Source organism: Lampropedia hyalina DSM 16112, from assembly GCF_900129055.1.
Lineage (GTDB): Bacteria > Pseudomonadota > Gammaproteobacteria > Burkholderiales > Burkholderiaceae_C > Lampropedia > Lampropedia hyalina.
In genome coordinates this window covers 57,518-69,398 of the sequence record NZ_FQUZ01000002.1, presented here as the reverse complement: position 1 = coordinate 69,398, position 11,881 = coordinate 57,518, and the positions used below count along the sequence as shown (strand labels likewise).

11 protein-coding genes are annotated in these 11,881 nt (G+C 64.1%); 3 read left to right on the top strand and 8 right to left on the bottom strand.

Translation table 11 applies throughout. The annotated features are described in order from the left end of the window. Nucleotides 1-65 precede the first annotated feature (65 nt). From BUE21_RS01220 to BUE21_RS01195, 6 genes are all read right to left on the bottom strand, one after another. The gene (locus BUE21_RS01220; RefSeq protein WP_073353707.1) at nt 66-938 is read right to left on the bottom strand and encodes a bifunctional 5,10-methylenetetrahydrofolate dehydrogenase/5,10-methenyltetrahydrofolate cyclohydrolase; all 873 of its coding nucleotides are present in this window, start codon (nt 936-938) and stop codon (nt 66-68) included. Next, complete coding sequence (gene purU, locus BUE21_RS01215) at nt 935-1,798, bottom strand: formyltetrahydrofolate deformylase (RefSeq protein WP_073353705.1); 864 nt, start codon at nt 1,796-1,798, stop codon at nt 935-937. The genes BUE21_RS01220 and purU overlap by 4 nt, the downstream gene beginning before the upstream one ends. A 143-nt stretch (nt 1,799-1,941) precedes the next feature. Next, entirely contained in the window at nt 1,942-3,075 is a 1,134-nt protein-coding gene (locus tag BUE21_RS01210) for an aminomethyl transferase family protein (RefSeq protein WP_073353704.1), read from the bottom strand. 69 nt (nt 3,076-3,144) lie between these two features. Then, nucleotides 3,145-4,164, bottom strand: a complete 1,020-nt coding sequence (locus BUE21_RS01205; protein ID WP_073353701.1) for a heme-dependent oxidative N-demethylase family protein — start codon at nt 4,162-4,164, stop codon at nt 3,145-3,147. A 17-nt stretch (nt 4,165-4,181) separates the two neighbouring features. Continuing rightward, nucleotides 4,182-5,141 carry a PDR/VanB family oxidoreductase gene (locus BUE21_RS01200; protein ID WP_073353700.1) on the bottom strand — a complete coding sequence of 320 codons (960 nt, stop codon included), beginning with the start codon at nt 5,139-5,141 and terminating at the stop codon, nt 4,182-4,184. After that, complete coding sequence (locus BUE21_RS01195) at nt 5,138-5,695, bottom strand: dimethylamine monooxygenase subunit DmmA family protein (protein ID WP_073353880.1); 558 nt, start codon at nt 5,693-5,695, stop codon at nt 5,138-5,140. Before BUE21_RS01195 ends, BUE21_RS01200 begins: the two co-directional genes overlap by 4 nt. Nucleotides 5,696-5,924: 229 nt before the next feature. On the opposite strand from BUE21_RS01195, the gene BUE21_RS01190 reads away from it, so the two are divergent. From BUE21_RS01190 to holA, 3 genes are all read left to right on the top strand, one after another. Continuing rightward, nucleotides 5,925-6,575 carry a response regulator gene (locus tag BUE21_RS01190; protein WP_073353698.1) on the top strand — a complete coding sequence of 217 codons (651 nt, stop codon included), beginning with the start codon at nt 5,925-5,927 and terminating at the stop codon, nt 6,573-6,575. 205 nt (nt 6,576-6,780) lie between these two features. Further along, nucleotides 6,781-7,152, top strand: coding sequence for a 5-carboxymethyl-2-hydroxymuconate Delta-isomerase (locus tag BUE21_RS01185; protein WP_073353878.1), 372 nt, complete (start codon nt 6,781-6,783; stop codon nt 7,150-7,152). A gap of 26 nt (nt 7,153-7,178) precedes the next feature. Beyond that, complete coding sequence (gene holA / locus BUE21_RS01180) at nt 7,179-8,249, top strand: DNA polymerase III subunit delta (protein ID WP_073353696.1); 1,071 nt, start codon at nt 7,179-7,181, stop codon at nt 8,247-8,249. Nucleotides 8,250-8,258: 9 nt separating this feature from the next. Here holA and BUE21_RS01175 read toward each other — a convergent pair whose 3' ends face one another. Beyond that, complete coding sequence (locus BUE21_RS01175; protein ID WP_073353875.1) at nt 8,259-9,950, bottom strand: SulP family inorganic anion transporter; 1,692 nt, start codon at nt 9,948-9,950, stop codon at nt 8,259-8,261. Between the two features lie 174 nt (nt 9,951-10,124). Further along, complete coding sequence (locus tag BUE21_RS01170; RefSeq protein ID WP_073353695.1) at nt 10,125-11,447, bottom strand: acetyl-CoA hydrolase/transferase family protein; 1,323 nt, start codon at nt 11,445-11,447, stop codon at nt 10,125-10,127. Nucleotides 11,448-11,881 lie beyond the last annotated feature (434 nt).

The window sequence follows — 11,881 nt, the reverse complement described above, 5'->3', positions numbered from 1 at the left end:
TTTTTTCTTGGTTACGGCCCCGTACTGCCTATAGACGGGGCCAGACAGGATGGTGCTGTGTCCTTTCAGTGCCCGGTCTGTTGCCGGGCGGCCTTGACGGTGTTGGCCAGCAGTCCGGCAATCGTCATGGGGCCGACACCGCCGGGTACGGGGGTGATGGCGTGGGCCAGCGGGGCGACGGCTGGGTAATCCACGTCGCCGATCAGGCGGGTTTTGCCTTCGGGCGTGGCGATGCGGTTGATGCCCACGTCGATGACGATGGCACCGGGTTTGACCCAGTCTGCACCGATCATGGCCGGGCGGCCCACGGCAGCGACCATGATGTCGGCCTGGCGGCACAGCGCGGCGGCATCGCGCGAACGCGAGTGCACCACGGTGACGCTGCAATCGGCCTGCAACAGCAGCGCGGCCATGGGCTTGCCGACGATGTTGGAGCGTCCAACCACCACGGCGTGCAGGCCCTTGAGGCCGTCTTCGCCCAGCACGGTGCGCAGCAGCCGCATACAGCCGGCCGGGGTGCAGGGCACGAGGCTCTCCTGCCCCAGCGACAGGCTGCCGACGTTCTCGCGGTGGAAGCCGTCCACGTCCTTGTGCGGGGCGATGGCCTGAATCACGCTGGCTTCGCTGATGTGCGCGGGCAGCGGCATCTGCACCAGAATGCCGTGCACGCTGGCATCCCCGTTGAGTGCCTGGACGCGCTCCAGCAGTGCGGCTTCGGAGGTGTTGGCGGGCAGGCGGTATTCGAGCGAGCGAATGCCCACGGCCTCGGCCCGCTGCACCTTGTTGCGCACATAGACATCACTGGCAGGGTCGTCGCCCACCAGAATGACGGCCAGCGCGGGGTGTACGCCCTGCTGGCGCAGCCCGGCCACGTCCTGCCCGACTTCGGCCAGCAGGGTGTCGGCGACGGCCTTGCCGTCGATGCGGATCGCGCTCATTTGAACACCACCGTTTTGTCCTGGTTGAGGAAGACGCGGTGCTGGGTGTAGTACTTCACGGCACTGGCCAGGGCCACGGTTTCGGTGGCGCGGCCCACGGCGACCATGTCATCGGGTTGGTAGCTGTGATCGACGCGCTGCACTGCCTGTTCGATGATGGGGCCTTCGTCCAGATCGGCGGTGACGTAGTGGGCGGTGGCCCCGATCAGCTTGACCCCCCGGCTGTGTGCCTGGTGGTAGGGCTTGGCTCCCTTGAAGCCGGGCAGGAAGCTGTGGTGGATGTTGATGGCCCGGCCACTGAGCGCGCGGCAGAGGTCGTCGGAAAGAATCTGCATGTAGCGGGCCAGCACCACCAGCTCGGTGCCGGTTTCTTCGACGATCTTCAGCAGCTCCTTTTCTTGCTGGGTCTTGTTGTCTTTGGTGACGGGCAGGTAGATGAAGCGCAGGCCCTCGCGTTCGGCCATCGGGCGCAGGTCGAGGTGGTTGGAGACGACGGCGGTGATGTCCATGTCGATTTCGTGCTTGTTGCGGCGGTACAGCAGGTCGGCCAGGCAGTGGTCGAACTTGCTGACCATCAGCAGCACTTTCATGGGTTGCGCACTGCTGAAGACCTGCCAGTCCATGTCGAAGTGGCCGGAGACATCGGCGAAGGCTTCGCGCAGGGACTGGATGTCCGCGCCTTCGCGGGTGAAGTGGAAGACGCAGCGCATGAAGAAGCGGCTGGTGTCTTCGTCGTCGAACTGGGAGAGTTCGCTGATGTAGCAGCCGCGCTCGGCCAGGAATGTGGAGATGGCGGCCACGATGCCGGTGGTGGCCGGGCAACTGATGGTGAGTATGAAGTTTTCGCGGGACGGGGTCATGGGGGTATGGGGTGAAAGGGCGTGGAACAGCCCGCCCCGGTCGGAGTCGGGGCGGGAGCGATGACAGGGGGCGGGGAAGTGGTGTCAGGCGACGCTGAACCAGGCTCTGTGGTGCCGCACGGGATGCGGGTTCAGCATGGCCGTCAGCCTTTGGCCGTGCGCTTTTTCTTGTCCGGGTCGTCGAAGGGCATGGGCTGGGCGGTGGCGGTCGCTTCCAGGCTGCCGCTGACGCGCAGTGGTGTGCCGGGCACGGCGGCTGCCACATCCAGCCGGGCAATGGCGAGGTTGCGGCCCGTCAGGGGCGAGTGCATTCCGCCGGTGATGATGCCCACTTGCGTGTCGCCATTCCAGAGCGTGTCGCCAGCCGCCGCAGGCTGATCGGTGCCGGTGATCTCGATGCCGTAAATTCTGAAGCGTTCCCGGCCTTTCAGGCGGTAGTGCTCCTCGGCACCGCGAAAGCCCTGCTTGCCGGGCGAGACGGTGAAGTCCAGCCCCAGTTCCCAGAGGGTGTCGCCAGCCTTTTCATTGGCAAACGGGTAATACTGGGAGTTGTCGAAAGGGTAGAACAGCAGGTAGCTCTCCACGCGCAGCCAGTCCAGCGTGGTGAACGAACAGGCGATGATGCCGTGGGCCGCGCCTTTTTCGAGGATGCTGTCCCAGACGGTAGGCGCATCGGCGGCCTTGACGAAGATTTCATAGCCGCGTTCGCCGGTGTAGCCGGTGCGCGAGATCATCACCGGCTTGCCGAAAAGCTGGGTCTGCATGTGGTGGAAGTAGTTCAGGCCGCGGATGCCGGGCACATGCTCTGCCAGAAAATCGACGGCTGCGGGGCCTTGCAGCGAGAGGTCGTGCAGGTCGTCGTCGAACAGCACGGCCACCTGCTTGCCCTGTATGCCCTGGGTGAGGGCCTCGTAGCCGGTGCCGCCGCCATGCACCACCATGAAGGCATTCGGGCCGGTGCGGTAAACGATGCCATCGTCGATGAATTTGCCATCGTCGTTCAGGAAGGTGACGTAGGCGGATTTGCCGGGGTAGAGCTTGTCGATGTTGCGCGTGGTGGCCCATTGCAGCAGTTGCTCGGCATGCGGGCCGACGTAGTGCACTTTTTTCAGGCCGGAAACGTCCATCAGCCCGGCCTGGGTGCGGATGGCCTTGTAGTGCTCGCTGGTGGGGGTGTCGTAAGTCCAGGCGGTGCCCATGCCCAGCCAGTCTTCGAGTTGGGAGCCGAGGGCGCGATGCCGGTCGGCGAGTGCGGAAAAACGCCATTGAGTTGCCATGTTGATATTCTCCAGTGGTTGTGGTTCAGGGGATTCAGAGGGGATGGGGGCTTGCCGCTGGCCGGGCCGTCAGGCTTCGGGGTCGTGCTGGCGCAGCCACTGCACCAGTTGCGGGCGGTAGCGGGTGATGCCCTTGTAGTCGGCAATCGGCTCGGGCAGGTCGCGCATGACGCGGTGCAGACGCTGGCCCCAGCCGGGGCGGGTGACGAGTTCTTCCAGGCTGGCGAGGTAGGTGCGGATGCCGAACATCAGCGCGTTGCTGCGCGGCAGGCGCAGCATCAGTTGCAATTCCACGCGCAGGTGCACTTTCTGGCCGGCGTTGCCGGGTGTGACGGTGCCACGGTCACTGCCCCATTCGTGGTAGGTTTCGGCAGAGGTGTCCAGGCGTGGGTTGATGGTGAGTGTCCAGTTCAGGCGGCGCACCGGCTGGCCCACCTGCACGTTCAGCAGGTATTTGAGGGCGCGGTCGAACACGCCCATCTGGTGGGCCAGCGGCACCGGCGAGTGCCACTGCTTGAAGCTCATGCCCGCATCGAAGGCCAGCGACCAGTCGGCCGGGCAGGTGACGACCCCGGCATCCATGAACAGGTCGCCTTCGCGCTGGTCGAGCAGGGCCATGTCGCCCTGGGTCTGGCGCATGATGTATTCGAGTGGCGGGTAGGGCAGGGTGTCGGGCTGGTCGAGCACGAAGGATTGTTCGATGCCCAGTGCCCGGTTGCGCCAGGTGCATTCCCTGCCGTGGCGTTCCAGCGCGAACCAGTCCGGGTAGTCGTGGCTGAGCTGTTCCATGATGCGCTCCAGTGCGTCCCAGGCGGCTTCCTGCATGTGCGGCATGGTGATGCTGCGGCGCGGGTCGCGCTCCAGCACCAGGGCGCGCTCGGCCATTTCGGAGCGGTAGTGCTCGTCGATGTCGAACAGGTGCTCGAACACGGAGCCGGGGTCGCGCGAGGTGGCCGGTTCCATGTTCACCGAGTACATGTAGCGGTCTTCGGGGAAGGGGAGTGGAAAGCGCGCAATCGCACGCGGGCTGTTGCGGTAGCTGAAGTCGTCGCGGAAGGTTTCGATGGACGGTGCGAATTCAAGCGTCATGGCGCGGTCTCCTATTCCTATAGATCAAGCAAAAGCGGGCGGTCGCTGCCACAGCGCGAGACGCAGGGCATCAGCAGGTGCGTGCGTTCCTCGCTGGAGAGGAAGTGGTCACGGTGCTCTACCGCGCCGTCCAGAAAGCGCGTGGCGCACTGGCCGCACACGCCACCCCGGCACAGGTTGGGCACGCCGATGCCACCGGCCTCCAGGGCTTCCAGCAGGCTCTGGTCGCTGGCCACCTGCACGGTGCACTGACTGCGCGCCAGGTGTGCGGTGAAGGGAACCCCCGGTTCGGGGGCTGCAAATGCCTCGAAGTGCACGCGGGTATCCGCCCAGCCTTGCTGGCGCGCGGCATCGCGCACACCGTCGATCAGGCGTTGCGGGCCGCAGCAGTACACATGCGTGCCCAGCGGTCGGTCGTGCAGCAGTTGTTCCAGCCGCAGGGGCTTGCCGTGTTCTGCGTCATAGCTGTGGAAGCGGTCGCCCAGGTGCTGTTGCAGGTGCTTCAGGTAGGCATCCGTCAGGCCGGTGCGGCAGGCATGGTGCAGCTCAAAGGAGTCGCCGCGCCGCTCGAATTCCTGCACATAGGCCATGAAGGGCGTGATGCCGATGCCACCTGCCACCAGAATGTGGTGGCGGGCGCGCGAATGCGGCGCGAACAGGTTCGCCGGTGCGCCAATGCCCAGGCGGTCGCCGGGCTGCACCTGCTCGTGCAGAAAACGCGAACCGCCGCGCGAATCCTCCTGCCGCCGCACCGCGATGCGGTAGTGTGAGCCATCGCCGGGGTCGCTCACCAGCGAATAGGCATTGCGCAGCACACGGCCGCTGTCACCCAGCGGCAGGTGCACCTGGATGTGACTGCCCGCAGAAAAGCGCGGCAGCAGGCTGCCATCGGTGGCGGTGAAGGTGAACTCGCGCACCAGCGGGGTCAGGGGCCTGATGGCGGCCACCGTGACGTTGAGGGGACTGGACGTGCTCATGTGCTGGCCCTCGCATACGGTTGGTCGGCATTCGCCACCACCCCCAGATAGGCTCCCTGCACGCGGGAGAAATGGTCGCGGATTTCCAGGGCCACGCCACAGCAGCCACAGATGGGCTGGGGGGCCTGGCTGGCGGCCTGCTGGCGTGTGCCGCAGTGCACGCAGTAGATCGGGCGCATCGCGCTGTCGTGGCGGTGCAGGCTGATTTCCTGCGGCTGCATGCCCGCCTGAATGGCCTGAACGTAGAGCGGCCACAGCCCCGCTTCCGGGCCGGACAGGTACAGGTGCCAGCCGGTGCGGGCTTCGGACAGCAGCGGCATCAGCCGCGCGGTCTGGGCGGGCGGCAGGTTGCCATCGCCGTCGTCTTCCAGCATCAGGCAGTGGTGCTGGTGTGGCACGCGCTGCGGCAGTTCTGCCAGAAAGCGCAGGTCGGATGCGTCGGGCAGGCCGACGCAGACCAGAATGTGGTGGCGGGCATCGTTGCGCAGCGCGTGGGCCTGATAGACCGGGAGGCTGGCCGAATGCCCGCAAGGGCTGGGTGGGTGCAAAGTCATGGGCTGGCTCCAGAGGGTGTTTCGCATTCGCGGGCTGTCTGCCTGTCGGGGAAATTCTCTGTGCTGCTGCCAGCGGCCTCAATCCCGACAAGGTGATACTCCCTTGGGGGTAGTTACGGCTTCGGGGCCGCTGCGTAGAATGGCCTGCCATGATGAATACGCCGCCTTGCCCTGCCTTCGCCTGTTGCACGGTGCGACTGCATGGCCCTGGCGTGCTGGAGGGGCATCGATGAGTGCGGTGCGCCTGCTCGTCATCGACGACCATCCCATGTTCCGGCGCGGACTGGTCACCTTGCTGGCAGGCAATTCCCGCTTCGAGGTGGTGGGCGAGAGCGGCAGCGGGCGTGAAGGCGTGGAGATGGCGCGACGTTTGCACCCCGACCTCGTGCTGCTGGACTGGCACATGCCCAGGCTTTCCGGGATGCAGGTGCTTGATGAAATCCGCCAACTGGAACTGGCCTGCCGCGTGGTCGTGTTCACGGCCTCGCTGGACCGCAGCGAGTTGCTACAGGCACTGGCTCTGGGGTGCAACGGCTATGCGCTCAAGGATATGGAGCCGTCGCGCCTGCAAGCGTATTTGCTGCAATGCTGCGAAGGCACGGTGGTGCTGAAAGACCAGATGGTCGCACTGCTGGCACAGCCCCAGCCAACGCCACCAACCTCGGCGGCAGGGCTTGCTGCACCGCTGCACCAGATCGAATTGACGACCCGCGAGGCCCAGACGCTGGCCTTGATTGCCAGAGGCTTGAGCAACAAGCTGGTGGCCAGGGAGCTGGGCATCAGCGACGGCACGGTGAAAATCTACGTCAAGAACCTGTTGCGCAAGCTGCGGTTGCGTTCGCGGCTGGACCTTGCGGCGTGGTTTCACCAATCGTCCTGAATCTCCAAACCCGGTGCACTACAATTTCTTCCCTTTGCGGATGCCCGTTGCCGACCTGTGGGCCATAACCGGCGGACTGGCCACCGGTTTCCAGCAGGATCGCCGGAAATTCGCTAAGCTGGCACGGGCCTGTGCCATGCTGTGCGCACAGAGCCAGTCATCCCCCCTGTTGTTGAGCCATTTCATTTGTCCCAAGGATTTGCCCATGCCACACATCACCATCGAATACACCCGCAACATCGACGGCTTCTCGCCCCGCCAGGCCCTTGCCGTGGTGAACCAGACGCTGCTGGACAGCGGTCATTTTCAGCCCCCGCAGATCAAGAGCCGTGCGATTGCACTCGATGACTATCTGGTGGGAACCGATCCACAGGGGCAGGGCTTTGTACATGTGCAGGCAGCCATCATGGCGGGCCGTTCGCTACAGGAGCGGCAGGCCCTGTCGCAGCAGGTGCTGGAGAGCCTGCGCGAACTGGTGCAGCACATTCCCCGGCAGATTCATGTGCAACTGACCGTGGACGTGATCGAGATTCAGCCCGATACCTACGCCAAGACGGCCCTTGAATCGGCTGCCTGAAGCGGCACACCCCGAATGCGTACCTGATGCAGCTCAGCCCGTCACAACTCTCCTCCCACTTGCAGCAGCGGCTGGCTCCGCTGTATGTGCTGCATGGCGATGAACCCTTGCTGGAGCAGGAAGCCCTGGACAGCATCCGCGTTGCTGCACGCCAGCAGGGCTTTGCCGAGCGCACGGTGTTCAGCGGTTCGGCCACCCAGTTTGACTGGTCGGCCGTGCTGGCTGCCAGTGCCAGCCAAAGCCTGTTTGCCGAGCGGCAGATCGTGGAAATCCGCATTCCCACCGGCAAGCCCGGCAGGGAAGGCGGGCAGGTGTTGCAGCGGCTGGCGCAGCAGGCGGCGGCCAGTGGCGCAGCCAGCGACACCCTGCTGCTGGTGATCCTGCCCAAGGCCGACCGCACCATGCAGGCCACCCCGTGGTTTGGCGCGCTGGCCGATGCCGGAGCCGTGTTGCGCATCGACCCGGTGCCCCGGCGCGACATGCCCGCCTGGCTGGCGCAACGGATGCAGCGGCACGGCCAGCATGTGCCCGTAGGCGAAGAAGGTCTGCGCATTCTCAGCTTCTTCACCGACTGCGTGGAAGGCAACCTGATGGCCGCGCACCAGGAAGTGGAAAAACTCGCGCTGTTGTACCCGCCTGGCGAATTGGGTTACGAGCAGATTGCCGCCAGCGTGCTGAACGTGGCGCGCTACAGCATCAACGATCTCTCCAGTGCCACGCTGGCCGGACAGGTGCTGCGCAGCCAGAAAATCCTCAATGGCCTGCTGGCCGAAGGCGAGGCGGTGGTGCGCCTGCACAGTGTGCTGGCCAATGACATTCTCGGGCTGTACCGTGCCCGGCAGGCACTGGACGAAGGCGCACCCATGCCCCAGGCACTGCGGCTGGCCCGCGCCTGGGGGCCGAAGGAACAGGGTTTCGAGCGCGTGCTGCCGCGTCTGCGCCTGCCTGCGATTGCGCGCATCGTGCAGTCGGCACACACCGTCGATGGCATCAACAAAGGCTTGCCGCATACCGCCTGGCCCACCGACCCCACGGCGGCCATGCAGCGTCTGACCCTGCAATTGAGCCGCCTGTGCCAGCGTTCGCTGGCGGGATGACGCATTGTTCTAAAGCTGCCGCAACACCTGCACGGTTTCGGCATCGGTGGGCAGCAGGCGCACGCGCTCGGGGTCGTTGCAGAAGCCGCTGTCGCGCAGGCGCAGTTCCATCGGCAGTTTCATGCCACTCAGGAACAGCGTGCCGCCGCGCTGCTGTACGCGGTCGCGGATGTGTTGCAGCGTTTCCATGCCGGTGGCATCCAGCCCGGTGATGCTGGAGGCCACCAGGCAGACATGGCGCGTCTGCGGGCGTTGCTCCAGCAGTTGCACCACGCGGTTCTCCAGCACGCTGGCTGAGGCGAAGTCCAGCGGCGCATCCATGCGCAGGCTCAGCACCTGTTCCGAGAGAGGCGACAGCTCCCAGAGATGGCGGTCGCGCAGGCGGCCATCGGCCGGGAATACGCCCACTTCTATGATGCGTGGGTGCAGCCGCTGGTACATGAAGTAGGCCAGATTCGCCAGCAGTCCAGCCAGCACCCCCCAGTAAATGCGTGGTGAGGCCAGCAGTGTGATGGTGAATGTCAGCAACGCGATGAGCATTTCCGTGCGCGAGAATGCCCACAGTTTGCGGAACCACGAAGGGCGCAGCAGATTGCTCACGGCAGTAATCACCAATGCACCCAGCAGGGCCAGCGGCACATGGTAGAGCAGCGGGGTCAGCCACAGGGCGGTGGCCAGCACGAACAGGCTGGTGAACAGCACCGACCAGCCGGACACCGCTCCGGCATACAGATTGACCGCCGAGCGCGAAAACGAGGCACTGGTGGCAAAGCCGCCCGACAGGCCCGAGCCGATCTTGGCCATGCCCTGGGCAATCCAGTCCTGATGCGGCACCCAGTTCGTGCCTGCGCGTTCATGCTCTTTCTTGGCCGAGGCGGCCACCTCCACAAAACTCATCAACGCGATCACCAGCGCGGGCACCAGCAATTGCCCCAGCAGCGGCCAGCCAATCCAGCCCGGCAGGGCCAGGGCGTGCAGGCGCACATGCAGGTCGCCAATCACCGCCCCACCGCGTGCACCATAGTCCGTCCACGCACTGACCACTGCGCCAATCGCCAGAATCAGCATGGCCGAGGGAATGCGCGATCCGAGGCGGCGCGCCAGCACAAACGCGGCAATGCCAATCAGCCCGTATTGCAGCCCTTCGGTGTCCATGGCCAGCCACAGGGCCAGAAAGGCATCGAAGTGCGTCACCGCCCCCCATTGCTGCCAGGCAATGCCGGTGATGTTGGGAACCTGCGAGGCCATGATGAGCAGTGCCCCCGCCTGGGTGAAGCCGTTGAGCACCGGGGAGGTCACCACGTTCAGCAGCCAGTCCAGCCGGAACAGCCCCATGCACAGTTGCGCCAGTCCGGCCAGCAGGGCCAGCCACACCGCCAGGGTGATCCAGTCGGCACTGCCGGGCAGGGCCATTGGCAGCAGGGCCGAGGACACCATCAGCGAGGTCAGTGCCGATGGCCCCACCCCCAGCCGGGGAGACGATGCCAGCAATGTGGCCACCACCAGCGGCACGATGGCGGCATACAGGCCCGTCTCCAGCGGCATGCCGGCCAGTGCGGCATAGGCTACGGCCTGGGGAATCAGCATCAGCCCCACCGTCATGCCTGCAAACACGTCCTGTTGCAGCGACTGGGCCGTGGGTCTGGGCCAGCCCAGACAGGGAAGGAGGTGGCGAAGGGAGGAGGGCAGGTGGATGGGCATGGAGCAGGTTTTCCAGGGCATTGCGATGGCATTTCACCGGGGCATTCTCGTGCAATGTATCGCAAGGGCAAGGCAAGCGGCCATGAAAAACGGAGCCATCAGGCTCCGTCGGAAAAAGCACGCGGCACAGGCAAGTGGTGGTTCCACGCGCCTGGGCTGCGATGCCGGTCTGGCTTACAGCAGGCTGAGTGCCTTGGCTTCCTGCTCCAGTTGCTCACGGAACTGGGGGTGCGCAATCGAGATCAGCGCGCGGGCGCGTTCGGTGGCGGTCTTGCCCTTCAGGTCGGCGTAGCCGTGTTCGGTCACGATCATGTGCACGTCGTTGCGTGGGGTGGTCACCGGGCCGCTGAGTTTGGGCACGATGCGCGAGGCAGTGCCCTTGGCGGCGGTGGAGTGGCAGGCAATGATGGAGCGACCGTTCTTGGAGTAGTTGGCTCCGCGCACGAAGTCCAGCTGGCCACCGCTGGCACTGAACTGGCGACCCTTGAGGAATTCGGAGTTGCAGGCACCGAACAGATCGACTTCGATGGTGGCATTGACCGACACCACGTTGTCGTTCTGGGAGATCACGAACGGGTTGTTCACGTAATCGACCGGGTGGCCTTCGACCAGTGGGTTCTCATGCAGGTATTCGTACAGTTCCTTGGAGCCAGCGGCAAACGCATAGACGCTCTTGCCGGTATTGACCTTCTTGCGGCTGTTGTCCACCACGCCTGCCTTCATCAGGTTCATCAGGCCGGGCATCATCATCTCGGTGTGCACACCCAGGTGCTTGCGATCGCCCAGGGCGGCACAGATGGCATCGGGCAATGCGCCGATGCCCATTTGCAGACAGTCGCCGTCGTGGATGAAGCCCGCCACGATGTTGCCGATGGCGCGGTCTTCCACGCCAATCTCAAAGGAGGGCAGCTCGACCAGCGGGGTTTCGTGCTCGACGATGGCGGTGACCTGCGAGATGTGCACGGTGCTGTTGCCATAGGCGCGCGGCATGTTCGGGTTCACTTCCAGAATCACGTGTCTGGCAGTTTGCGAGACGGGCTGGGAGTAATCGACGTTGGTGCCGAAGCTGAAATAGCCGTTCTCGTCCATCGGCGAGACCGTGGCCATCAGGGTATCGACCTTGATGACATCGATCATGATGTGTGGAGTTCGGCCAAACGAAGTGGGCAGGAACTCCAGCAGCGGACGGCCTTCGGCCACACGCTTGTTGTCCAGGGCGCGCTCGACGCCGCCGTGGAAGAAGCTGATGGGGGCAATCCGCTCGGACAGTTCGTCGCGCATCACGGTGCTGCCGGCAATGCCGCTGGAGAGCAGGTAATACAGACGCAGGTCTTCGACTTCACCGGCTTCGGCACGTTCGGCCAGGGCCTTGAAGGTGGCGGGCGGCTGGGAAATCACTGCGCCCATGGTGATCTTGGCCCCGGAGGGCACAAGTGCGGCGGCTTCTTTGGCAGAAACCAGTTTGCTGCGATAGAGTTCGGCGAATTCGGAAGCCATTTCTGTATCTCCTTTTTATGGTCACCCATGTTACGAAAACGAAAATTCATCGACGTGCCGGGTGGTGGGAATCGGTATTTTCTAGGGAGTACCTGTGCGATGCCCGGCAAAAAAACGCGCAGATCGTATCATCGATTTTGTGCCATGTTGAACAATTCCCTACTGGAGTAGGGGAGGCGTTGCAAAAACCCTGGTAATTGCGGCTCCCCTTGGTGGGTGATTGCTTTCATGGAGAGCAACATTTGTTCTGTCGCTAGAATATGATTGCTTTTTTGAAAAGTAACGCGCAGATCGGAATGATTCGATGGTATTTATTTACATTTATTGTTTTTTATGACAAATGAAAAAATATGCCAAATTTTTTCTCGTGCAGTTTTTTCGATTTATCGTAGCCTGTCGGCCTGTCGGCCTGTCGGCCTGTCGGCCTGTCGGCC